This is a genomic window from Streptomyces sp. CNP082, assembly GCF_059570535.1.
This window is the reverse complement of record NZ_JCANSZ010000012.1, coordinates 17,355-39,197: the sequence shown is the minus strand read 5'-3', so window position 1 is coordinate 39,197 and position 21,843 is coordinate 17,355. Positions and strand designations below refer to the sequence as shown.

Here is a 21,843-nt window from a genome sequence, read left to right as displayed (position 1 = left end):
CGCCCTCTTCGCATGCGCGAGGGGGGTGTGGGACAGTCGGCGAGCGACCGGTTACGCTGCGCACGTGGACGCGCTGCGGCGCGGACTGCCGCAGGTGTAAGGCGGGCGGCGAGGGGGAGGACGGAAAATGGCCGTTCCTGACGCCAAGTCCGCTATTGCAGACCACAATTGGCTTGACGGACCGACGGCAACGGCCGCGTTGTCCGACTCCGGAGGTAGACCGCATGTGGAAACCCAACGACTTGCTGCTGAGGTCCCTGGCCGCGACTCAGCGGCTGCGCCGCGAACGCGAGCGCGACCGGGGGCAGACGGCGGTGGAGTATCTGGGGATCATCGCGGTGGCCGTGGTGATCGTGCTGGTGCTGATCCAGTCGGGGCTGGGGCAGTTGATCCTCGGCAAGATCCAGGACCAGATCGAAAGAATCGGCTGAGCGGTGACTCCGGTCAGGCGTTCCCCCTCTACATCGCCGCGATCTCCGGTCTGCTGTTCCTCGCCGTCGCGTACTTCGCCGTCGGCCAGGCAGCCGCGAACCGCAACGACGCCCAGGGCGCGGCCGACGCCGCCGCGCTGGCCGCCGCGCACGACGCGCGTGAACAGTTGTCGGACGGACTGCTCGACAAGCTTGTCGACCCGGGGTCGTGGGACGACGTCATCGGGGGCGAGGGCTTCGACTACGGGTCAGCCTGCGCCGCGGCGCAGGACTTCGCCGCCAGGAACGACGCGGATACGACCAACTGCGACCGCGTGTACGACCCGGACGACGGCTTCACCGTGACGGTACGGAACCGGGAGGCCGTGGGCGACACGCTCGTACCGGGAACGGAGAACAAACGCGCCGAGGCCACCGCCACGGCAGTCCTCGAATCCCGCTGCGAGGTGCAGGAGCCCGACGACTCCGGGGGAGAGGGCGACGGCCGGGACGAGGATGACGGCCGGGACGAGGATGACGGAGGCGGCGGTGGCCGCGGCGACGAGGACGACGACGAGGACAAGGACAAGCCGCCGCTCGAACTCGACTGCGACGGCGGCGACTGGTCCCTCGACCCCGACGACGTCGATATCCTTCCCGACCCCGACGACCTCTTCTCCGTCCGGCTCGTCGACTGAACAGCGAAGGAAGCTGCAATGAGCATGTGGGGCACGAGCAGGGCGCGCAGAGGGGCCGCCGCCGTGGCGCTGGCCGCGGCCCTGGCGGTCACCGCCGCGGGCTGCAGCGGCGGCGACGACGGCGACGGCGACGCGAAGTCGTCCGGCGCCTCCGAGACGTCCGGCGGCGGTGACTCCGACGCCAAGGGCGACGGCCAGCAGGACGCTGACGACGAGGAGGTCCCGTCGGAGCCGATCGCCGAGGTGAAGAACAAGGAGGGAATCATCCTCCGGGTGCTGGAGCTGAAGCGGGACACGGGCGGGTTCGTCACGCTCAACGGCGAGCTGGAGAACACCGGCACCGAGGACTTCGTGCACATCCAGGACTGGGCGGGCCGGGAGCAGGGAGCGGATCAGTCGTCCCTCATGGGCGCGACGTTCATGGACCCGGAGGGCAAGAAGCGCTACTACGCCCTGCGGGACACCGAGATGCGCTGCCTGTGCAGCTCGGGCATCACCAGGGTCGCCGCCGGCGAGAGCCTGACCATCTACATCCAGTTCCCCGCCCCGCCCGACGAGACCACCGAGGTCGAGTTCCAGCTCCCCACGTTCCCGCCCGCCAACCTAGAGATCTCCGAATGAGGTGAGCACCGCGATGCCCTCCCGCACAGCCGCAGCGCTCGCCCTCGCCTCCTTCCTCGTCGCCACCCCCGGCGTCGCGCAGGCCCTGCCCGCCCAGGACGACGTCCCCGTCCCGTCCTCCCCGCCCGGCACCAGCACCTCCGCGCCCCCGCCCGTCGAGACCGACGCCAACGACCCCGATCTCCAGCTCCAGGACGGTGCCACCCTCGCCGACCCCAAGGTGCTGGACATCGTCTCCGTCGTCGAGACCCAGGGCGGCGAGGAGCGGCGGTCCGACTCCAACTCGACCATCACCATCGCGCTCCAGGCCGAAGTGCTCTTCCCCAAGGACAGCGCCCAGCTCACCGGCCAGGCGCGGTCCCGCATCGCCGCCATCGCCGACGAGATCGAGCAGAACGAGCCCGACACCGTCCGCGTCTTCGGCTTCACCGACGACCTCGGGTCGTACGAGCACGGCGTCACCCTCTCCAAGAACCGCGCCAACGCCGTGCACCAGGAACTCACCAGCACCCTCCAGACCGCCGACATCACCTACGTCGTCCGCGGCTACAGCGAGGACTACCCCATCGCCGACAACGCCACCGAGGAAGGCCGCAAGCAGAACCGGCGGGTCGAGGTGAGCTTCCCCCGCGGAGAGTGACCCGGATGTCCGTCGTGCCCGGTATCCTCGCCTCGGCGCGCCTGCGTGCCGGGAGGGGGCGAGGACAGCGTGGCCTTCGTGGGGCGGCTGCCGCGGGTGGTCGGTGTCATGGCGGGTGCCGTGGTCGTGCTGGGCAGCGCGCTGTGGCTCGCTGACGACGTGTTACGGGGCCTCCCCGACGACTCCGCCGCCCACCGGCGCGAAGCCGCCGGGCAGTCCGCCGGCACGCCGGCCTACACCCCGGCCGAGTTCGCCGAGCACGTCACCGGCGTCGAGACCGAGTGGGAAGGCGACACCGCGGTGCGTACGGTCATCTCCACCGACCTCGCCGACGACGCCCCCGGCCGCCGGATCGCCGCCGGCATCAAGCTCGCGCACCTGCGGCAACTCCTCGCCGACTGCGTCGAGAGGCTGCCCGCAGTCGTCGTCAACGACCGCGACGGCGAGGAGATCCGCCACGACGACCTCCTCAGCTTCACCCGGGAGCGGAGCGGGCGGAGCGGCGACTGCCCCGCCCGCGACAGCCGGACCTCCTGAAGCCCCCTCAGAACCTCCGCACCGTCCCCGGCGTACGGGTCGCGAACCGCGTGAACGCCGCCCACGCCGCCGGTGTGAACGTCAGCACCGGCCCGTCCGGCGTCTTGGAGTCCCGCACGTGCACCACCCCGGCCCCGGCGGCGACCTCCACGCACTTGGCCCCGGCCCCGCGGCTGTAGCTGCTCCTCCGCCACTGCAGGCCGTCCGGGCCGTCCGCGTTGTCCGCGCCGTCCGGGCCGTGCTGGGTGCTCATCGGTCTCCCGCCGTATGGTCACGTACCGCGCGCCGGACCACGACGCGCCCAAGGCCGCCCATTGCGGGCGCAAGACCTCGAAACCAAGGACGAAACGGCACGGCGCATAGTTCCCGCCGAACCCGCAGAACCCGCTGATTCCTCCGCTGCCCGGCCGTTCCCCGTCAGTCCCCCGCGCGCCCCGCGGGACCCCGCGCTCCGGCCCGGCCCGGAACACCCTGCCGGCGGGGGCCGCGGCAGCAGGCGGCGCCGTCGGGGCCGCGGTGGACGAGAAGTCCGGCCGCCGGGTCGGGCACGGCCGCCAAGGCCGCCCGTACGCCCGGCAGCCGGAGCCACGCCTGCCCGTCGCTCTCCTCCCGGAAGGCGATCTCGAAGACGATCCCGTGGGAGTGCACGTGCCACTCCCACGTCGTCGCGCGGTTGCTGATCGCCGACTCGACGAGCGCGTACTCGTACGCGTCCTTCCACCGCAGTGCGGAGGAGTGGGCGTCGGACACCTCGATGGACCACCAGTCGCCCATGGCTGCTTCCTCAGGCTCTCTGCCGCAGTCGTGGCCGCAGTCTTGCGCCGGCTTCGGCCCTCCACCGTAGGCCGGGCACGTGCGCGCGTACCAGAGGCGCTCGGAGCGCGTCGCCGGGGTCCAGTACCCCGGTGCCGGCGGCGTCGGGCTCAGCCCTCGATGAGCCGCTCCAGCACCGCCTGGAACTCCCCGTCCACCATGATCTTGATGCCGTCCTCGTCCATCGCGCTGAGCCGGGTCAGCGAGCCGGCCCGCCACCAGTAGACGTCCGGCGTGATCCGCCCGACGCCCTCTTCGAAGCCCGCCGCGGCGAACTGCGCGAGGGTGTTGAGGCCGGCTATCACGTGCCTGTCGCGGATCGCGTGGAATGCGAGCTGGTGCCGGAACGGCACCGCCACGAGCGCGCCGTCCGTGCTCAGGCCGCGGCCGGTGACCCGGGGCACCAGCTCGTCGAGCGTCAGCACCAGGCTCGCCGTGAACATCGACTCGCCCATCAGCACGTCGACGCGCGCGCCCTCCTCCTGCTCGATCGTCTCGTGCGCCTCGACGGGCAGCCCGCGCAGGTTGTCCAGCGCCCGCGCGCGCAGCACGGTGATGTCGCCGAAGGGCTCCAGCGAGGAGCGGGGGAGGACCATCACGCTCTCCGGGAGGTCCAGCGCCAGCACCTCGCGCAGCCCCTCGGCGAGCGGGCGCGCGTAGTCGAAGCCGTCGGAGCCGGCCATCTCGTCGGGCAGCAGCCGCGGGTAGAGCTGGGCGCGGAACTTCTCCGCCGGCATGGTGTCCAGCACCGACGGGCCGTCCATGGCCCGCAGCATGATGCCGATGTGGCGGCGGGTCAGCTCGGGCCAGACGCGCGGCCCGCGGGCGTCGTTGTGGCAGACCGCCGCCAGGTTGCCCAGGCCGAACCGCCGGCCCGAGCTGTCGGTCACGGCGTCCGCGCCGACCGCCACCTCAAGACCCTGCTCGGCGAAGGCCGCGTGGACGCCGGCGCGGAAGCGGGCGCCCTCGTCCTCGGAGAAGAATTCGAACGAGGGGTCGCGTGTGGTGTCCCGCGCGTCGCGGCGCGGCTTGCGGCCGAATATCCCCACGGTGGTGCCCCCTGTACGTCCGTACGTCGTCCGCGCCGCGGCCCGGTGTCCTCGCCGGCACGATCACGGTCGTTTTCGATCGTAGCGAGCGCCTCTGACGCCCCCGCGCCCCGGTCAGTCCGGCCCCGGGCCGGCCCCCTGCGGGCCGGCCCCCGCCGGGGCGGCGCCGACGCCGAGGCGCACCCCGGGCCGCACGCCCCACTCGGCGAACGCGCCCGCCTGCGCCTCCAGTACGTGCCGGGCCCGCAGCCGGGGGCGGCCGATGCGGCCGGGAGGCATGGTGCGTACGGCCAGGACCGTCAGCCGGCGGTCGAGGTAGGCGACGTCGATGGCGAAGCGCATGCCGAGCGTGTGCACGCCCTGGGCGGGCGTGAGGAGGAGGGCGCCGGCCAGGCCGTCGCGACCGAGCAGGCCGCGGCTGCGGCGGGCGAAGGAGGACGCCACCTCCAGCGGCAGCGGGGCCGTGCCGCGGCCGACGGTGAGCGTGGCCGGTCCGTCGGGCCAGGCGGGCACGGCGGTCACCTCCCCCTCTCCCCGCTTCCGCGGGTCCCCGTTCCGCGCTGTGCCGCTACGGGCCCCGAGCCGCACCCCCGGAGGCGCCCCGGCCCCGGAGCCGGCCCCCGGGCCGCCACCGTACCCCCGCCGTGCCGTCGAACCCGCCCCTGCCCCGCCCGCCGTACCGCCGTTAGGCTCACCCCGTGCTCGCCGTCCTCCTCGTCGTCCTCGCCGCCGGCTACGGCGCCGCCGCCGGGGCCCTGCTGCCCCGCGCCGCCTACCGGCTCTGTGTGGCCGGCGGCGAGCCGTGGCGCGACCGCTGCCCGCAGGACCACCCGGTCCCCGGCTGGGCCGGCCCGGCGACGTGCAAGGAGTGCGGGGGGAGCCCGTACGGCCCGGGTGTCCTGCTCCCGGCCACCGCGACCGCCGCCGCCTGCGCCGCGCTCGCCGCCGCGACCGGCGCCGAGCCGGAGCTGGCCGTGTGGCTGCTGCTGGCGCCGTTCGGGGTGCTGCTCTTCGCCGTCGACCGGGCGGTGCGGCGGCTTCCGGACGTCCTGACGCTCCCGCTCGCGGGGGCGGCCGTGGTGCTGCTGGGGGGTGCGGCGCTCGTCGGCGGCGCGGGGTCGTGGACGCGCGCCCTTCTGGGCGGCGTCGCGCTGGGGGCGGTCTACTTCCTGCTCTTCTTCATCAACCCCGCCGGCATGGGTTTCGGGGACGTGAAGCTGGCGCTCGTGCTGGGCGTCGCGCTCGGCTGGTACGGCTGGGACGTGCTGTTCACCGGCTCGTTCGCCGGTCTGCTGCTGGGCACGGGGTACGCGATCACCATGCTGGCGGCCCGCCGGGTGGGCCGGAAGACGGCCATCGCATTCGGCCCCTTCATGATCGTCGGGGCCTTCGCGGGGCTCGTCGTCGGCGGACTGGCGGCCGGCTGAGCGGCGCGGGGCGGGCCGGCCCGTATGCCCCCGAACCCCTGCCGTGAGCTGCACGCAAGCCCCGTGCGAGTGACATGGTCGCAGCGGAGTTCGTATACGGAACGTCACCGTGCGAGCACATTTCGAGGTGACCCGTCCCTTCCGGTACTGAGCACCCCTCACCCTGGGTTATGGTGGAACTCCCCCCCTCGGGCCGGTCCGTATCCCCCCCACGGACCGGCCCGTTCCTTTTCCATGAAACGGGCCGGTCCGCGGGCCGGTGCTCAGCTCCGTCCGGCCCAGATGTTCACGCCGTTCGTCGTCTTCGCGAACCCGTCGATCTCGGCCAGCTCCGCCGCCGTCAGCTCCGCCGCGCCCAGCGCCGCGACGTTCGCCTCCAACTGCGCCACGCTCGACGCCCCGATGAGCGCCGACGTCATCCGCGGGTCCCGCAGCACCCAGCCCAGCGCGAGCTGCGCCAGCGACTGCCCGCGCCCGCGCGCGATCTCGTTCAGCCCGCGCAGCCGCCGGACGACCTCGTCCGTCAGCAGCTCCGGGTCCAGCGACTTGTTCTGCGTGGCCCGCGACCCCTCCGGGATGCCGTTCAGGTACTTGCCGGTCAGCATCCCCTGCGCCAGCGGCGCGAAGGCGATGCAGCCCATGCCCTCCGCCTCCAGGGTGTCGAGCAGTTCGTCGTCCTCGGTCCAGCGGTTGATCATCGAGTACGAGGGCTGGTGGATGAGGGGCCGCACGCCCATCTCCCGCAGCAGCCGGGCGGCCTCGCGGGTCTGCTCCGAAGTGTACGAGGAGACGCCGACGTACAGCGCCTTGCCCTGCTGCACGGCGGACGCCAGGGCGCCCATCGTCTCCTCCAGCGGGGTGTCCGGGTCGTAGCGGTGGGAGTAGAAGATGTCGACGTACTCGACGCCCATGCGGCGCAGGGAGGCGTCCAGCGACGACAGCAGGTACTTCCGCGAGCCCCACTCGCCGTACGGTCCCGGCTGCATGTCGTAGCCGGCCTTCGTCGACAGCACCAACTCGTCGCGGTACGGGCGGAAGTCGGCGGCGAAGAGCCGGCCGAAGTTCTCCTCCGCGGAACCGGGCGGCGGGCCGTAGTTGTTGGCCAGGTCGAAGTGGGTCACACCGAGGTCGAACGCGCGCCGCAGGAGCGCGCGCTGCGACTCCAGAGCGCGGTCGTCGCCGAAGTTGTGCCAGAGACCGAGAGAGATCTCCGGGAGCTTCAGGCCGCTGCGACCCGTCCGGCGGTAGGTCATGGCGTCGTAACGGGTGTCTGCTGGCAGGTAGGGCAAGAGACTGTTCACAAAACCTGCCTATCACGAACCCGGTGCGCCCCTGTGACAGGACTGTGGCACAACCGGCAGTACTGTGGCGCCTTCCGGGGGGGTACTCCGAACGTGCGACGGAAGGGCTGAACACGGGATGACCTGGCGCGGCATCGTGTATCGCGTATACGAGAAGCGCCTTGAGCGCCGCCTCGACCCCGACCGGGTGCCCAAGCACATCGGCGTCATCCTCGACGGCAACCGCCGCTGGGCCCGCGCCGCGGGGGGAACCGCCGCGCAGGGCCACCAGGCCGGCGCCGAGAAGATCCACGAGCTGATCCGCTGGTGCCGCGAGACCGACGTCGAGGTGCTCACGCTCTGGCTGCTGTCCACCGACAACCTGGACCGGCCGGAGCCCGAGCTGAACCCGCTGCTCGCCATCATCGAGGAGGCCGTCGCCGGCGTGGCCGGGCGCGGCGGCGCGCGGGTGCACCACGTCGGCAACCTCGACCTGCTGCCCATGGAGACCCAGCTCATCCTCAAGAGGGCGGAGGAGGCCACCCGGGACGTGATCACCGGGGCCGGCAGCGGCGCCGTCCTGGTCAACGTCGCCGTCGCCTACGGCGGCCGGCAGGAGATCGCCGACGCCGTCCGCTCGATGCTCGGCGACGCCGCCGACCAGGGCCGTACGCTCGCCGACGTGGCCGAGACCGTCGAGGTGGAGCACATCGCCCAGCACCTCTACACCCGCGGCCAGCCCGACCCGGACCTGGTGATCCGCACCAGCGGCGAGCAGCGCCTGTCCGGGTTCATGCTGTGGCAGTCGGCGCACTCCGAGTACTACTTCTGCGAGGTCTTCTGGCCCGCGTTCCGCCGCGTCGACTTCCTGCGCGCCCTGCGCGACTACGCGGCCCGCCACCGCCGCTTCGGCGGCTGACACCGCTCCGGCGCGCCCCTGGGGCACGTATAAGCACGTATCCACCGTTACGGCCCGTCGGCCACAGGCATTGCATGCCCGGGGGTCCGCGAGGGAATATCCGTGCTAGCAGGCGGTCCACCGCACCGCCCGCCCGGGAGGGCCCTTTGCACCACGTGCCGCATCACGAGGTCCGTGCGCAGCGCACCATCGCACGTACGGACGGAGCGGAGGGCCGGGGCCCGGTCCTGCGCGCCCGCGTGGCCGCACGGGGCCGGACGCCCGGCCTGATCCCCGCGACCTTGTCGCGTGCCGACCTCATCCGAGGGGGAGGGGGTTCGTCCATCCGTGTTGAATCCTCCCCCCAGCCGAAGCAGGGGGGATTCCTGGCTCACGCCGCCCGTTCGCCCTACGGACGAGCAGGTCTTCCACGATCAACACCAGCCGGGTTGAAACCAGCCCGGGATCTTATTGCACATCTAGGTGGTGCATGTGCGCGCTTGGTTCTCGCTGACGCACGGTGATGCTGTGCTGTCTTGGTTCTCGATCAGCGTAACTGGCCATACACGTTGCGTAGGGGTGGGTGACAGCGGCGGTCTGCCCGGCGGCGGATCGCCGCTCGCCGCCCTGCTCCGCACGAGTCCGATTCCTCCCCGGCGTGACGGCCGGGGCATCCTCGGAGGTGTCCGGTGAACAGCAAGAAGCCTGACCGGCGCACCTACGTCCTCGACACGAGCGTCCTGCTGGCCGACCCCAGGGCCATGGCGCGGTTCGACGAACACGAGGTGGTGCTGCCCGTCGTGGTGGTCACCGAACTTGAGGCCAAGCGGCACCATCCGGAGCTGGGCTACTTCGCCCGCCAGGCGCTCCGCCAGCTCGACGAGTACCGGGTGAAGTACGGCCGGCTCGACGCGCCGATCCCGATCGGCGACCTCGGCGGCACCCTGCGCGTGGAGCTGAACCACACCGACATCGGGGTGCTCCCCACGGCCCTCCTCAACCAGCACGGGCGCCTGGGCGACAACGACTCCCGCATCCTGGCCGTCGCGCGCAACCTCCAGGCCGAGGGGCAGGACGTCACCGTCGTCTCCAAGGACCTGCCCCTGCGCATCAAGGCGTCGTCCGTGGGCCTGGCCGCCGAGGAGTACCGCGCGGAGCTGGCCATCACGGACTCCGGCTGGACCGGCATGTCCGAACTGATGCTCACCGGCGAACAGGTCGACGAACTGTTCGCGGCGGAGGTCGTCTCGGTGCCGGAGGCGGACGAACTGCCCGTGCACACCGGACTCGTGCTGCAGTCAGAGCGCGGCCGGGCGCTCGGCCGGGTCACCCCCGACGGGCGGATCCGGCTGGTCCGCGGCGACCGGGAGGTCTTCGGGATCCACGGCCGCAGCGCCGAGCAGCGGATCGCGCTGGACCTGCTGGCGGACGACGACGTCGGCATCGTCTCGATGGGCGGGCGCGCCGGTACCGGCAAGTCCGCGCTGGCGCTGTGCGCGGGCCTGGAGTCGGTGCTGGAGCGCCGGCAGCACCAGAAGGTGATGGTCTTCCGTCCGCTGTACGCGGTCGGCGGCCAGGAACTCGGCTATCTGCCGGGCACCGAGGCCGAGAAGATGAGCCCGTGGGCGCAGGCGGTCTTCGACACCCTGTCCGCGGTGACCTCGCGCGAGGTCATCGAGGAGGTCATCGCGCGCGGCATGCTCGAGGTGCTGCCGCTGACCCACATCCGCGGACGCTCGCTGCACGACGCGTTCGTCATCGTCGACGAGGCGCAGTCGCTGGAGCGGAACGTCCTGCTGACCGTGCTCTCCCGGATCGGGACGAACTCCCGCGTCGTACTCACTCATGACGTGGCGCAGCGGGACAATCTGCGCGTGGGTCGTTACGACGGCGTAGTGGCCGTCGTGGAAAAGCTGAAGGGGCACCCGCTCTTCGCCCATGTGACGCTCAACCGCTCGGAGAGGTCGCCGATTGCCGCACTGGTGACCGAAATGCTGGAAGAAGGCCGGGTATAACGGGACACTCCACCCCGGATTTCTTCCCGAGCGTGTGAACTGGGCGCAGCAGCTTAGCTGTTGCGCCCAGTGCTACGCACGGGTTTCCGTCAACAGCGAGGGGCAAACGCGGTGTGAGCTTTCCCACTGGACGGGGAATTGCGTCCGGGTGTCCGTCTCCGGCAGAGTCTGGGACTCGTCAGGCCCTGCGTACGGCCCCGCACCGACTCCGGTGCAGCACGACTCAACTGAACAGAGCCGCCGTACGCCGCCCGAGCGCAGTACCGGCCCCCGTGGACGCGGGGGGCTGCCGGGTCCGCGCCTCCCGTGACCAGTCGGTCCCGCCACTGTCGGCGGTCCGGAACAAGGGGAGGCCAGTGACAGGGGCAGGGACGCGTCCGCGAGGTCACCGCAGCGGGCGACGCTGGAAGGACTTTGTGTGAGCCGGATTTCGGTCCGGGGTTTCGCCGTGGCTTCCGCCACCGCGGTCACCTCTGTCGGCGCTGTCGTCGGCGTGGCCACGGGTGCGGAGAAGGGCGACGACTCGACGGCCAACGTCGAGGCGACCGCCGCCGATGCGACGCTCCTCGCCGACGTACCCGCTGGCGCCACGGCCCAGGTGCAGACCGCCTCCCTCACGGAGCAGGCGGACGCACAGGCCGACGCCGCACACACCGACGCCCGTAAGGCGGCCGAGGAAGAGGCGCGCAAGTCCGCCGCCCAGGCCGCGGAGGAGAAGAAGGAGGCCGCCGAGCGCAAGGCGGCCGAGGAAGCCGCGGAGAAGGAGCGGGAGGCCGCGGAGGCCGCCAGCCGCTCGGCGGCGGCGTCCGAGACGGCATCCGCCGACGCGGGCGACTTCGCCCCCCAGGCGTCCTACTCCGTCGCCGACGTGCAGGCCATGGCCCGGCAGATGGTGCCGGCCGACCAGTACCAGTGCTTCAGCAACATCGTCGACCACGAGTCGGGCTGGGACTACACTGCCACCAACCCGAGTTCGGGCGCGTACGGGCTGATGCAGGCGCTGCCCGGCGAGAAGATGGCCACGGCCGGCGCCGACTGGCAGACCAACCCGGCCACGCAGATCGAGTGGGGCCTGAACTACATGAACGACCGCTACGGCAGCCCCTGCGGCGGCTGGGAGTTCTGGCAGGCCAACGGCTGGTACTGAACCCCGGCGCGGCATCCCGCGCGGCTTGTGTGTGACACGCCCCCGGCTCTGGAGCCAGGGGCGTGTCACATGCGCGCGGAACCGCCGCCCGCGCCTGGCACGTCGTAGTGGACCGGAGCAGACCACGCCCGCGGGCAGGGGGCGGCCGTGTACGGTCGTGCGGGTGACGGACGGTACTGCGGCACGACCACAGGCGGCGTGAGGACTGTTATGTCGAAGATGACCGACTGGCTCGGCGGGATGGGTGAGCGGGCCAGCCGGATGGCGGAGCGGCGCCGGGCCGCCGCCGCGGAGAAGGCCGCGTCCGTGGCGCCCGTCGTCGAGGACGCCCCCCAGCCCGCCGCAGAACCGGCCGCCGCGGCCCGGCCGCCCGGCCCGGCGCCGCGGTCGCCGTCCAGCGTCGTGCCGTGGGGGGTGCGGGTCGCGGCCGAGGTCGGCTGGCGGCTGCTGGTCCTCGCCGGGCTGATCTACGTGCTGATGAAGGTCATCAGCGTCGTCAGCCTCGTCGTCATCGCCTTCGCCGTCGGCCTGCTGGTCACCGCGCTGCTGCAGCCGACGGTGGCGCGGCTGCGCCGCTGGGGCTTCAGCCAGGGGCTCGCCACGGTCACCACGTTCGTCGGCGGCTTCGTCGCGATCGGCCTCGTCGGCTGGTTCGTGGTCTGGCAGATCATGGAGAACGTCGACGACCTGACCAAGAGGGTCCAGAAGGGCATCGACGATGTGCAGGAATGGCTCATCGACGGGCCGTTCCACGTGCAGGAAAAGCAGATCAACAACATCGGCGACGAGATAAGCGACTGGCTGGGCGAGAACTCCAGCGAGGTCACCTCCGCCGGCCTCGAAGGCGTCTCGTACGTGCTGGAGTTCTTCTCCGGCGCCGCCATCGCCGCCTTCGTCACCATCTTCCTGCTCTACGACGGCGAGCGGATCTGGAAGTGGTGCCTGAACTTCGTCCCCACCGACGCCCGGGACGCCGTGGCCGGCGCGGGCCCGAAGGTGTGGGCCACGCTGACCGGCTACGTGCGCGGCACGGTGCTGGTGGCGCTCATCGACGCGGTGTTCATCGGCGTCGGCATCTTCATCCTCGACGTGCCCATGGCCGTGCCCCTGGCCGTGATGATCTTCCTCTTCGCGTTCGTGCCGCTCGTCGGTGCGCTGGTCTCCGGCGCGCTCGCGGTGGTGGTGGCGTTCGTGACGAACGGGCTCGTCACGGCCCTGCTGGTGCTCGGCGTGGTGCTGCTCGTACAGCAGATAGAGGGACACATCCTGCAGCCCTTCATCCTCGGGCGCATGGTGCAGGTCCACCCGCTGGCCGTGGTGCTCGCCGTGGCCACCGGCACGCTCGTCGCCGGCATCCCCGGCGCGGTGGTGGCGGTGCCGCTGATCGCGGTGCTCAACACGGCGACCGGATACCTCAAGGCGTACCACCGCGAGCACGTGGCGGATCCGGGGCCGCCGCCACACGGGGCGACGGCGCTCGAAGTCTCGCCGGCCACGCCGACCGACGCCCCCGCGCCGGACCCGGAGCCGCAGCAGCCGCCGCCGCAGTCGCAGCCGGCGGCGGGTGCGGGCGGCGGCACCGAGGCCCGGGACGGCGATACGAAGGGCTGACGCCGGGCGCGTACGGGACGGCCGGCCGCGGGCTCAGCCGTCGCCGAGTACGGCCTCGGCGTCCAGGACCGTGCCGGCGGCCTGCACGACCGCGGCGACCTTCAGCGCCTCCTGCACCGTCCGGCGGTCCGCGCCGGTGCGCCGCAGCGCGCGCTCGTGCTCGTCCAGGCACGCCCCGCAGCCGCCCACGGCGGACACGGCGACGCACCACAGCTCGTAGTCCGCCCTCGGTACGCCCCGGGCGCCCAGCACGTTCGTCCGCAGCCCGCTGCGCAGATGGCCGTACCCGGGGTCGGAGAGCAGGTGCCGGGCGCGGAAGAAGACGTTGTTCGCCGCCATCGCCGCGGCGGCCGAGCGCGCCGCGTCGTACGCCTCGGGCGCGAGCCGCTCCCGCGCCTCCGGCGCCACCGCGCGCAGCACGGCGGGGGAGCGTACGGCGATGGCGCACGCGAGCAGGGCGCCCCACAACTGCTGCGGCGGCAGCAGCCCGTCGTCGGTGACCGAGGCGAGGTTGCGGCGCAGGTCCCCGGCGTAACCGGGGAGGGCCGACTGGAGCGCGTCGAGTGCCACGCGCCCGACCCTACAGAACCGCACGGCCCGCGCCCTTCAGCCCGTACGGGACCGGACCGGCGCGCGCCGGTCCGGTCCCGGGCCCCTACTCGGTGCGCAGCCCGTCCGGGCGCATCAGCCGGATCAGCAGCGGCATGCTCAGCGCCGTGACCGCGGCGACCACCCCGGCGCCCGCCCCCGCCATCGTCAGCACCGACGGCCAGTCGACCGCGACGGGCGTGTCCGTCATGCGCATCAGCACCGTGCCCAGCACGAGCCCGAACGCCGTCGACAGGGCCATCGCCAGCGCCACCGGGATCGCCGTCTGCCAGAGCACGGACAGGCTGAGCGTGGCGCGCCGGGTGCCGAAGGCGACCAGGGACGACAACAGCCTGCGCCGCTCCCGCAGTTGTTCGAGCTGGCCGACGAGCAGGCTGCTGCCGATCAGCACCAGCACGCACGTGGCGCCCACCGCAAGACCGGTGCGGATGCCGGCGAAGTCCTCCGAGACGACCTCGCTGCCCAGCGTGTGGACGGACAGCAGCGGGTCGACGGCGGCGACCTCGTTGCGTACGCGCTCGGCCGCGCCCGGCACGGCCGGGTCGAGCCGCACGTCGACCCAGGCGGTGTACGCGCCGGAGTCGTGGACGTCGGGGACGGCGGCGGGGGTGGCCACGATGCCGTCGTACAGGGCACCGTCGGTGTCGCGGAGGGCCTTGGCGGGCCGGATGCCGGCGGGCGGGGTCCAGGGGATCGCCTTGCCGCTCAGGTCGTCGTACCCGGGGTCGATGTACAGCCGGTCGCCGGAGGCCGTCAGGCGCCGGGCGTCGCCGCTGCCGTACGTGTCGGTGAGGCGGAAGGCGTCGCCGTCGCGGCAGTCGGGGAGCTTCGCGATCTGGCGCAGCTTCGCGCAGGTGCCGACGGTCAGCGTGGCGGAGTTGCCGGGGTTGCGCCGGGAGTCGCCGAGTACGGTGCTGACCCGGGTGGCGGCCTCGCGGACGCCCTCGGTCGCGGCGATCCGCTCGCCCACGCGGAGGTCCTGGCCGGGCCCCGCGTACACGCCCATCTGGAACCGGGTGGTGTCGTGGCCGGTCGGCTCGCTGAAGTCGTCCTCCACGCCGGCGAAGACCATCTGCAGCGCGATGGCCCCGGCGACGGCGACCGCGATGCCGTTGACCAGCCGGGCGGCGGTGCCGCTGCTGAGCTGGAGGCGGCGCACGGCCAGTTGCCAGGACGTCGGCCCGCGCCCGAGGCGGGCGACGACGGCCTCGACGAGCCAGGGCAGCAGCGCGGTGATGCCGGTCAGCAGCAGTACGGTGCCGGCGATGACCTGCCATTCGGGGAAGTCGCCGGCGCCGTCGCCGCGGCCCATCATCGGCGCGAGCAGGGCGAGCCCGACGGCCGGCAGCAGCAGCCGCCACCAGATGCGCCGCCGGGCGGGCCGTGCCGACCGTACGACGCCGAGCGGCTCGATGACCACGCCGCGCAGCGCGAGCAGGGTGACGCCGACGGCGGCGGCCGGCACCGCCACGGCGACCAGCGCGGCCAGCGACGGCGACGGGTTCAGGTCGGCGGTGAAAACGCTCATGCCGTAGACCGTCACCTCGCCCGCGATCTTCCGCCCGACGAGGAACAGGCCGGCGCCGACGGCGAGTCCGAGCAGCGCCCCCGCCAGCGCCTCGCCGGCGGCGATCCGGCGCACCGCGCGGCCGTCGGCGCCGACGAGGCGGAGCGCGGCGAGGCGGCGGTCGCGGCGCTCGCCGCCGAAGCGGACGGCCGCGATGAGGAACACCGCGACGGGCATCAGCAGCGCGACGAACACGATCATCGCGAGCAGCATCAGCACCGGTTCCATGGCCGGGTCCTGGTTCTCCTCGCCGAAGGCGGCGACGCGGCTGACGTTGATGTCGCGGGCCGCGATGCCGTCGCTGCCGGCGTAGTACACCAGCTCGCCGGGGTCGATCAGGCCGGCGTCGGAGATGGTGCCGGCGATGCCGTAGTCCAGGCGCTCGCGCAGCAGGTCCGCGTCGCCGTCGTCGAGCCGGTCGGCGAGGGCGGGGGAGACCATCATCTCGCCGGGCTTCGGGAAGCGGTCGAGGCCCGGGGGCAGCGGGGCGCCGGTGCCCTCGGGGCGCAGCAGCCGCCCGCGGATCGAGGTGTCGCCGTACTCGGTGTCGACGTTGCCCACGAGCACGGTGCCGCCCGCGTACTCGGCCTCGGAGGCGAGGACTTCGGCGCGGGCCGCCTCGCGCTCGTCGCGGTCGGCCAGGGCGCCCGGGATGGCCGTGGTGAGCAGCAGCAGCGCTACCCCCAGGCCGACGCCGACGGCGGTCAGCACGGTGCGCAGCCAGCTTTCGCGCCCGCCGCGGAGCGCGAAGGCCAGGCCCATGCGCAGGTCGTCGGCCCAGGTCCGCACCGTGCCGCGGGAGTCGGGGGGCGGGCCCGGAGGGTACGCGGGCCGAGCTCCGGTCTTCTTTCCGGCGTAGCTCACGTCGCTCATCGGCCGGCCGGCTCCAGACTGCGGGTGTGCCCGTCGCGTACGACGACCTCGCGGTCGGCGTACGCCGCGACCCGCGCCTCGTGGGTGACCAGGACGACCGCGGCGCCGCTGTCCTGCGCGGCGGCGGTGAGCAGTTCCATGACGCGCTCCCCGTTGAGGGAGTCCAGCGCCCCGGTCGGCTCGTCGGCGAAGATCACCCGCGGCGTCGTCGCCAGCGCGCGGGCGACGGCGACGCGCTGGCCCTGGCCGCCGGAGATCTCGCCCGGCCGCTGGTGCGCTACGTCGTCCACCTCCAGCCGCTCCAGCCAGGGGCGGGCGGCGCGCTCGGCGTCCCGGCGGCTGAGGCCCGTCAGACGCAGCGGCAAGGCGACGTTCTCCACGCAGGTCAGCTCCGGTACGAGCTGGCCGAACTGGAAGACGAAGCCGAACTCCCGGCGGCGCAGGGCGCTGCGCTCGGCGTCGGAGAGCGCGGCGAGGTCGCGGCCCGCGTACGTCACGGTGCCCCCGTCGGCCGGGACGATGCCGGCGAGGCAGTGCAGCAGCGTCGACTTGCCGGACCCGGAGGGGCCCATGACGGCGACGGTCTCGCCGGCCGCTATGGCGAAGTCGGCGCCGTCGAGCGCGGGGGTGCCGGCGTAGACCTTGCGCAGGGCGGTGGCGGTGAGGAGGGGCGCCGGCTCGGCGGGTCCGGCGAGGGGGGCGGGGGCGGTGTTCATGCGCGTACCTCCGCGGCGAGTTTGCCGAGGCGCGCGGTGGTGAGCTCCAGCCACCGCAGGTCGGCTTCGAGATGGAACAGGGCGTGGTCGCAGATCAGTTGGTCGGCGAGGTCGCCGTGCTGCTTGCGGCGGGTCAGCTCGCGCATCAGGCGCAGGTGTTCCGCGCGCTGCACGTCGAGCAGTTCGGCCGCGTCGCGGCCCGTGAGCAGTGCGAGGACGACCTTCGTGTAGAGGGTCGACTGCAGGTACGGCTCGGGCTTCTCCGGAGTGGCGAGCCAGCCGGCGACATCGGTGACGCCCGCGTCGGTGATGGCGTAGCGCTTGCGCTCGGGGCCGCCGCCGGGCTCTCTGCTGTCGACCTCGACGAGGCCGTTCTTCAGCAGCCGGGACATCGTCGCGTAGACCTGCCCGTAGTGCAGCGGGCGGTCGTGGCCGAAGCGCTCGTCGAAGGCGCGCTTGAGGTCGTAACCGTGGCGGGGGCCGGACTCCAGGAGTCCGAGGAGGGTGTGGCCGATCGTCATGCCGCGGACTATACATGATGTGTATACGTGCGGTGTATAGACGGGGTGTGCAGTGCGCTCGTTTGTCATGCCCCCTTCCGGTAGAGGGTGTGCGCCGGACAGAATGGAGCTGCCTGCGGGAGCAGACGCCGGCATCAACGTCCCCGTGTCACCCCCACGAACGACAGGAGACAGCGATGTCCACTTTCCGAGCCGTGTCCGCAGCCGGAGCGGGCGGCCTGCTCGTCGCCGCCCTCGCGCTCACCGGCGGCCCCGCGCAGGCGGCCGAGCCAAGCCCCGCGGCGGGTCCCGCCGAGGGCGCGGCGGCGGCCGGCGCGTACAAGGAGCGCACCGACACCCTGCCGCCCGAGCGGCTGACGGCCGGGCAGCAGCGGCTGCTCGCCGAGAAGTCGGCGGCGGCGAAGGGCGCGGCGCAGCAGTCGGCGCAGCGGTTTGCCGCGAGCGGCGGCGCCGGGGCGGCGGCGATCGTCTCCTCCGGCGCCGTGCAGCAGTCCCAGATCAACTCCTACTACTGCGGCCCCGCCACCCTCGTGATCACGCAGTCCGCGCGCGACGAGGTCGGCAACCGGTCCCAGACCGAGGCCGGCAGCCAGTTGCGTACGAACACCTCCGGCACGGCCTGGTACGGCATCAACGCCAACGTCCCGGAACCGACCGGCTATCCCATCCCCGACGTGCTCAACTACCGCCTCCCCGGCGCGGGCTACGTGCCGAAGGCGCTGCCGTACACGCCGAGCGCGACGGACAAGGCCAACTTCCGCGACCACATCGTGCACAACACGTCCGGCGACTACGCCATCGCGGGCAACGCCTGGGAGGTCGTCGGCGGCCCGCACCTCGTCGGGCACCCGAACCGGGAGATATTCCACTGGGTGTCGATCGACGGCCACAGCGACGACGGCGCGAGCACCGTGCAGTACCGCGACCCGGTGGGCGGGGTGCCGACGAGCATCATCTCGTGGGCCGGCAGCGTGCCGCGTACCGCGACCATCTCGTCGGACACGATCACGACCATCATGGGCGGTCGTGGCTACGTCTGGTGAGCTGCGGCCCGTCGCACCCCGCGCCCGCGGCGTAGTCGCCGCGCTGGGCGCGGCCGTCCTCCTGGCGGGCACGCCCGCGTGCTCGTCGGGAGGCGGCGACGGCTCCCGTACGGGCCCTCCCGCGGGCTCTCCCACGGCGGCGCCGCCGACCGGGGAGCCCGTACGGGACCGGGCGTGCGAGGTGGCGCTGCCGCGCGGGTGGTCGGACGCGCTGGCCGACGGGCGGGTCCCGGTGCCGGAGGGGGAGCGGGCGGTGCTCACGGAGGTCGGCCCGGAGGCGGGGTGGGCGGTGCTGCAGTCGACGGAGCCGGGGGACGGGCGCTCCGTCGTCCTGCGGGAGAGGGACCTGCGGGGGAGGGATGAGACGCGGCCGGTGATGCGGCTGGCGGACCCGGTGGAACACCAGGTGGGCAGCGCGGACTTCGACGGGAGATGGCTGGTTTTCGACGTTGTCGAGGGCCGGCAGGTGGAAAGCCCCTGGACGCTCTACGCCTGGGACGCGACCAGCGGACGCCGGGAGGCGGTCGCCGAAGCGGAGCGGGCGGGCGGGGGGCCGAGCGCGGTGCCGGGGCCGTTCGTGCAGGCGGTGGTGCGGTCGGGCCGGCTGTTCTGGGCGCAGGGCACGGGGGGCGGCCGGTCTGCGGTGTACGCACGGGACCTGGGCGGCGGCGAACGGCGGACGGTGTACGAGGGCGTCGTCGACACGCCGTTCGCGGCGGGCGGTCTGCTGGTGTGGCTGCGCCAGGGGGAGTCGCCGGCCGGCCGGCCGGAGACCCGCCTCGCGGCGGTCTCCATGGACACGCTGCGCCCCGCGGAACTGCCGGGCCCGGTCGCGGACCTGCGCAACGTCCGGTATGTGGCGTCGGACGGACGCACGTGGGCGTGGGCGGGCGGGGCCGCGGACCGGCCGCGGCTGTACGTGTGGCGGGAGGGCTGGGCGGAGCCGCTGGCGCTGGTACGGGGCGGGGGCGGGGACGAGGGCGTCGGGGCGGTGGCGGAGCCGGAGTTGGGGGGCGTCGACCAGGTGCAGGTGAGCGGGGAGGTGGTGACGTGGCGTACGACGGAGGCGGCGTGGGCACTGGACCTGCGGTCACGGTCGTACGCACGGATCACGCCACGGTACGGGTACGCGCTGGCGCGGGACGGGGGGATGGGGGTGGCGTACCCGGAGGGGGAGGCGAAGGCGGCGGAGGCAAGGGACGTCATCCGCCTCACCCGGACCTCGACGCTCCCACCGCTGCCACCGTGCGACTGAGGCGGCGTCTTCCCCGGCCCCGGCGACGGGTTCGGCAGGTCAGATCTCGAACCACACCACCTTGCCCACACTCAGGCGCTCCGCCCCCCAGTGCCGGGCCAGCTTGTTCACCAGGAACATCCCCCGCCCACCCTCATCCGCCGGCCCCGCCCGCCGCATCCGCGGCAACTGCGGGACGTCGTCCACCACCTCGCACCGCAGCCGGTCCGTGTGCACCAGACGGAGCGTCACCGGCCGCTGGGCGTAGCGGACCGCATTCGTGACCACCTCGCTCACCAGCAGCTCCACGATGTCCGTGAGCTCCTCCAGACCCCACCCCGCCAGCGCTCCACGCGCCAGCGACCGCGCCTCGCGCGGCGCCTGCGCGCGCGGGTCCAGGGACCACTGCGCCGCCGCGCTCGGCGCTATGCCGTCCAGCCGCGCCGCCAGCAGGGCGATGTCGTCGTCCCGGTCGCCCGGGCCGAGGACGTCCAGCACCTCGTCGCACAGCGGCTCCAGCGGCGGCGGGTTGCCCGGGCCGGTGAGCGCCGCCGTGCGGGTCAGGCGGGCGCAGAGCTGGTCGATGCCCGTGGAGACGTCCATCAGCCGGGACTCCACCAGGCCGTCGGTGTACAGCAGCAGCGTCGAGCCCTGCGGTGCTTGCAGCTCCACCGCCTCGAAGCCCACGCCGCCCACCCCGATCGGCGCGCCCGGCGGTACGTCCAGCACCTCGCTGAAGCCGTCGCGGCGGAGCAGGACCGGCGGCGGGTGGCCGGCGTTGGAGGCGGTGAGGGTGTGGGCGATCGGGTCGTAGACCGCGTACAGGCACGTGGCCATGCGGTCGTCGCCGAGGCGCTGCGCCTGCTCGTCGAGGTGGTGCAGCACCTCCTGCGGCGGCAGGTCGAGCTGGGCCAGCGTCTGCGCCGCGGTACGCAACTGGCCCATGATCGCCGCGGAGGTCACCGAGTGGCCCATCACGTCGCCGACGACCAGCGCGACCCGGCTGCCGGGCAGCGGGATCGCGTCGTACCAGTCGCCGCCGACCCGCGCGGTCTCGGCCGCGGGCCGGTAGCGGCTGGCGAGGCGGACGCCGGTGGGCTCCGGCAGGTACTCGGGCAGCATCGTGCGCTGCAACTGGTCGGCGATGTACGCCTCGCGGTCGTAGATCACCGCCTTGTCGACGCCGAGCGCGGTGTGCGTGGCCAGTTGGGCGGCGATCAGCAGGTCGTCCGGCCCGTACGCGGGCCGTGCCGGGCCGCGTACGAGCACCGCCACCCCGATCACCCGGCGCCGGCCGCGCAGCGGGGCGACGATCGTGCGCTTGTCGGCCGGCGCGTTGGCCAGCGGGCTCTCGCGGCCCAGCAGTTCGATGAGCGCGGCACGGGCGGCCAGCGTCTCGCCGAACACCGGGCGGACGCCGCGCAGCACTTCGAGCAGCGCCCCGGCCCGTACGACGTCGACCTGCTCGGCCGCGCCCAGACCCGCCGCCTCCGGCTCCGCCGCCGCGGGCAGCAGCCGGCTGCCGCCCATGCTGTCGACGTCCTCGACGCCGTCGGTGATCCGGTCCGTACGCCGCAGCCGCAGCCGGAACGGCTCCGTCGGCTGCTCGTCGCCGACCGGCAGCGGGTCGCGGAGGTAGACGAGGATCGCGTCGGCGAAGGACGGGACGACGGAGCGGCACAGGCCGAGGACGATCTCGTCCAGGTCGATGCCGCGGGCGATCCGGCGGGTCGCCGCGCCGAGGAACCGCAGCCGCGCGGACGCGGCGTCCTCCTCGGCCAGTCTGCTCGCCGCCCGGCCCGCGGCGTCGGGGCCGGCGCCCGGCTGGGGGCGCGGCCTGCCGCCGCTGGGGGTGTCGTCGGCGCCCTGGTGCGCCGGCACGCCGCCCGTGGCGTCCGCCGGGGGCGCCTTCGCGGGCTGCGCCGGTTTCGCGCGGTGCAGGGCGTCACGGGGGTCGGGGATGGCGTCGCCCGAACGCGCCGTCGGCGCGGTCGGAGACACCCCCTCGTCCGTGCCGGAGGCGGCAAGGGTGTTGCCGGACTCCGTCCGCTCGGCGGCTGCCCGCCGGCTGTCGCGCTCCGTCACGTGTCGGTACCGTCCATCCGGCCGTATCCACCCAAGTCTCCACAGGGCG

General features: G+C 73.4%; 22 protein-coding genes. 12 read left to right on the top strand and 10 right to left on the bottom strand.

Annotated features, from left to right (window positions below):
* The first annotated feature begins 224 nt into the window (after nucleotides 1-224).
* From B124_RS12940 to B124_RS12920, 5 genes are all read left to right on the top strand, one after another.
* Nucleotides 225-431 (top strand): hypothetical protein, encoded by a 207-nt coding sequence (locus tag B124_RS12940; RefSeq protein WP_496502928.1) that lies wholly within the window; start codon nucleotides 225-227, stop codon nucleotides 429-431.
* Nucleotides 428-1,108: a pilus assembly protein TadG-related protein gene (locus tag B124_RS12935; protein WP_496503033.1), complete on the top strand. Its 681-nt coding sequence runs from the start codon at nucleotides 428-430 to the stop codon at nucleotides 1,106-1,108. Before B124_RS12940 ends, B124_RS12935 begins: the two co-directional genes overlap by 4 nt.
* 18 nt (nucleotides 1,109-1,126) lie before the next feature.
* Nucleotides 1,127-1,729, top strand: coding sequence for a hypothetical protein (locus B124_RS12930; RefSeq protein WP_496502927.1), 603 nt, complete (start codon nucleotides 1,127-1,129; stop codon nucleotides 1,727-1,729).
* A gap of 13 nt (nucleotides 1,730-1,742) precedes the next feature.
* Complete coding sequence (locus B124_RS12925) at nucleotides 1,743-2,369, top strand: OmpA family protein (RefSeq protein ID WP_496502926.1); 627 nt, start codon at nucleotides 1,743-1,745, stop codon at nucleotides 2,367-2,369.
* 69 nt (nucleotides 2,370-2,438) lie between these two features.
* Entirely contained in the window at nucleotides 2,439-2,906 is a 468-nt protein-coding gene (locus B124_RS12920) for a hypothetical protein (protein ID WP_496502925.1), read from the top strand.
* 7 nt (nucleotides 2,907-2,913) lie between these two features.
* Here the strand turns inward: B124_RS12920 and B124_RS12915 are convergent, their stop codons facing one another.
* From B124_RS12915 to B124_RS12900, 4 genes are all read right to left on the bottom strand, one after another.
* Nucleotides 2,914-3,159, bottom strand: coding sequence for a DUF397 domain-containing protein (locus B124_RS12915; protein ID WP_496502924.1), 246 nt, complete (start codon nucleotides 3,157-3,159; stop codon nucleotides 2,914-2,916).
* Between the two features lie 164 nt (nucleotides 3,160-3,323).
* On the bottom strand, nucleotides 3,324-3,680 hold the full coding sequence (locus B124_RS12910) for a hypothetical protein (protein WP_496502923.1): 357 nt from the start codon (nucleotides 3,678-3,680) through the stop codon (nucleotides 3,324-3,326).
* 149 nt (nucleotides 3,681-3,829) lie between these two features.
* The gene (locus B124_RS12905) at nucleotides 3,830-4,768 is read right to left on the bottom strand and encodes a DUF1444 domain-containing protein (protein ID WP_496502922.1); all 939 of its coding nucleotides are present in this window, start codon (nucleotides 4,766-4,768) and stop codon (nucleotides 3,830-3,832) included.
* A gap of 114 nt (nucleotides 4,769-4,882) precedes the next feature.
* Nucleotides 4,883-5,281, bottom strand: a complete 399-nt coding sequence (locus tag B124_RS12900) for a DUF192 domain-containing protein (protein WP_496503032.1) — start codon at nucleotides 5,279-5,281, stop codon at nucleotides 4,883-4,885.
* A 185-nt stretch (nucleotides 5,282-5,466) separates the two neighbouring features.
* Between B124_RS12900 and B124_RS12895 the strand changes: the two genes are divergently transcribed.
* Nucleotides 5,467-6,195, top strand: a complete 729-nt coding sequence (locus B124_RS12895) for a prepilin peptidase (protein WP_496502921.1) — start codon at nucleotides 5,467-5,469, stop codon at nucleotides 6,193-6,195.
* A 263-nt stretch (nucleotides 6,196-6,458) separates the two neighbouring features.
* Here the strand turns inward: B124_RS12895 and mgrA are convergent, their stop codons facing one another.
* Nucleotides 6,459-7,496 carry an L-glyceraldehyde 3-phosphate reductase gene (mgrA, locus tag B124_RS12890; RefSeq protein WP_496502920.1) on the bottom strand — a complete coding sequence of 346 codons (1,038 nt, stop codon included), beginning with the start codon at nucleotides 7,494-7,496 and terminating at the stop codon, nucleotides 6,459-6,461.
* A gap of 118 nt (nucleotides 7,497-7,614) precedes the next feature.
* Here mgrA and B124_RS12885 point away from each other — a divergent pair, with 118 nt between their 5' ends.
* The 4 genes from B124_RS12885 (at nucleotide 7,615) to B124_RS12870 (ending at nucleotide 13,146) form a co-directional block, all read left to right on the top strand.
* Nucleotides 7,615-8,394, top strand: coding sequence for an isoprenyl transferase (locus B124_RS12885; RefSeq protein WP_496502919.1), 780 nt, complete (start codon nucleotides 7,615-7,617; stop codon nucleotides 8,392-8,394).
* 668 nt (nucleotides 8,395-9,062) lie between these two features.
* On the top strand, nucleotides 9,063-10,388 hold the full coding sequence (phoH2, locus tag B124_RS12880) for an RNA 5'-3' helicase PhoH2 (RefSeq protein ID WP_496502918.1): 1,326 nt from the start codon (nucleotides 9,063-9,065) through the stop codon (nucleotides 10,386-10,388).
* Nucleotides 10,389-10,806: 418 nt separating this feature from the next.
* A complete protein-coding gene (locus B124_RS12875) occupies nucleotides 10,807-11,535 on the top strand; it encodes an aggregation-promoting factor C-terminal-like domain-containing protein (RefSeq protein WP_496502917.1) in 729 nt (242 codons plus the stop codon).
* A gap of 210 nt (nucleotides 11,536-11,745) precedes the next feature.
* Nucleotides 11,746-13,146, top strand: coding sequence for an AI-2E family transporter (locus tag B124_RS12870; protein WP_496502916.1), 1,401 nt, complete (start codon nucleotides 11,746-11,748; stop codon nucleotides 13,144-13,146).
* Nucleotides 13,147-13,179: 33 nt separating this feature from the next.
* Here the strand turns inward: B124_RS12870 and ahpD are convergent, their stop codons facing one another.
* The 4 genes from ahpD to B124_RS12850 form a co-directional block, all read right to left on the bottom strand.
* Nucleotides 13,180-13,716, bottom strand: coding sequence for an alkylhydroperoxidase, AhpD family (gene ahpD / locus B124_RS12865; protein ID WP_496502915.1), 537 nt, complete (start codon nucleotides 13,714-13,716; stop codon nucleotides 13,180-13,182).
* An 85-nt stretch (nucleotides 13,717-13,801) separates the two neighbouring features.
* A complete protein-coding gene (locus B124_RS12860; RefSeq protein ID WP_496502914.1) occupies nucleotides 13,802-16,195 on the bottom strand; it encodes an ABC transporter permease in 2,394 nt (797 codons plus the stop codon).
* Nucleotides 16,192-16,911, bottom strand: coding sequence for an ABC transporter ATP-binding protein (locus B124_RS12855; RefSeq protein WP_496502913.1), 720 nt, complete (start codon nucleotides 16,909-16,911; stop codon nucleotides 16,192-16,194). Before B124_RS12855 ends, B124_RS12860 begins: the two co-directional genes overlap by 4 nt.
* On the bottom strand, nucleotides 16,908-17,432 hold the full coding sequence (locus tag B124_RS12850) for a PadR family transcriptional regulator (RefSeq protein WP_496502912.1): 525 nt from the start codon (nucleotides 17,430-17,432) through the stop codon (nucleotides 16,908-16,910). Before B124_RS12850 ends, B124_RS12855 begins: the two co-directional genes overlap by 4 nt.
* Before the next feature lie 176 nt (nucleotides 17,433-17,608).
* Between B124_RS12850 and B124_RS12845 the strand changes: the two genes are divergently transcribed.
* Nucleotides 17,609-18,475, top strand: coding sequence for a hypothetical protein (locus B124_RS12845; RefSeq protein ID WP_496502911.1), 867 nt, complete (start codon nucleotides 17,609-17,611; stop codon nucleotides 18,473-18,475).
* Entirely contained in the window at nucleotides 18,459-19,730 is a 1,272-nt protein-coding gene (locus tag B124_RS12840) for a hypothetical protein (RefSeq protein WP_496502910.1), read from the top strand. The genes B124_RS12845 and B124_RS12840 overlap by 17 nt, the downstream gene beginning before the upstream one ends.
* Before the next feature lie 39 nt (nucleotides 19,731-19,769).
* Here B124_RS12840 and B124_RS12835 read toward each other — a convergent pair whose 3' ends face one another.
* Complete coding sequence (locus B124_RS12835; RefSeq protein WP_496502909.1) at nucleotides 19,770-21,794, bottom strand: ATP-binding SpoIIE family protein phosphatase; 2,025 nt, start codon at nucleotides 21,792-21,794, stop codon at nucleotides 19,770-19,772.
* Nucleotides 21,795-21,843: the final 49 nt, after the last annotated feature.

Bases quoted from the DNA above. Each gene is read 5' to 3' on its own strand.
- B124_RS12940 (WP_496502928.1), top strand. From the start codon at position 225: ATGTGGAAACCCAACGACTTGCTGCTGAGGTCCCTGGCCGCGACTCAG.
- B124_RS12930 (WP_496502927.1), top strand. From the start codon at position 1,127: ATGAGCATGTGGGGCACGAGCAGGGCGCGCAGAGGGGCCGCCGCCGTG.
- B124_RS12925 (WP_496502926.1), top strand. From the start codon at position 1,743: ATGCCCTCCCGCACAGCCGCAGCGCTCGCCCTCGCCTCCTTCCTCGTC.
- B124_RS12915 (WP_496502924.1), bottom strand. From the start codon at position 3,159: ATGAGCACCCAGCACGGCCCGGACGGCGCGGACAACGCGGACGGCCCG.
- B124_RS12910 (WP_496502923.1), bottom strand. From the start codon at position 3,680: ATGGGCGACTGGTGGTCCATCGAGGTGTCCGACGCCCACTCCTCCGCA.
- B124_RS12885 (WP_496502919.1), top strand. From the start codon at position 7,615: ATGACCTGGCGCGGCATCGTGTATCGCGTATACGAGAAGCGCCTTGAG.
- B124_RS12870 (WP_496502916.1), top strand. From the start codon at position 11,746: ATGTCGAAGATGACCGACTGGCTCGGCGGGATGGGTGAGCGGGCCAGC.
- B124_RS12860 (WP_496502914.1), bottom strand. From the start codon at position 16,195: ATGAGCGACGTGAGCTACGCCGGAAAGAAGACCGGAGCTCGGCCCGCG.
- B124_RS12855 (WP_496502913.1), bottom strand. From the start codon at position 16,911: ATGAACACCGCCCCCGCCCCCCTCGCCGGACCCGCCGAGCCGGCGCCC.
- B124_RS12850 (WP_496502912.1), bottom strand. From the start codon at position 17,432: ATGACGATCGGCCACACCCTCCTCGGACTCCTGGAGTCCGGCCCCCGC.
- B124_RS12845 (WP_496502911.1), top strand. From the start codon at position 17,609: ATGTCCACTTTCCGAGCCGTGTCCGCAGCCGGAGCGGGCGGCCTGCTC.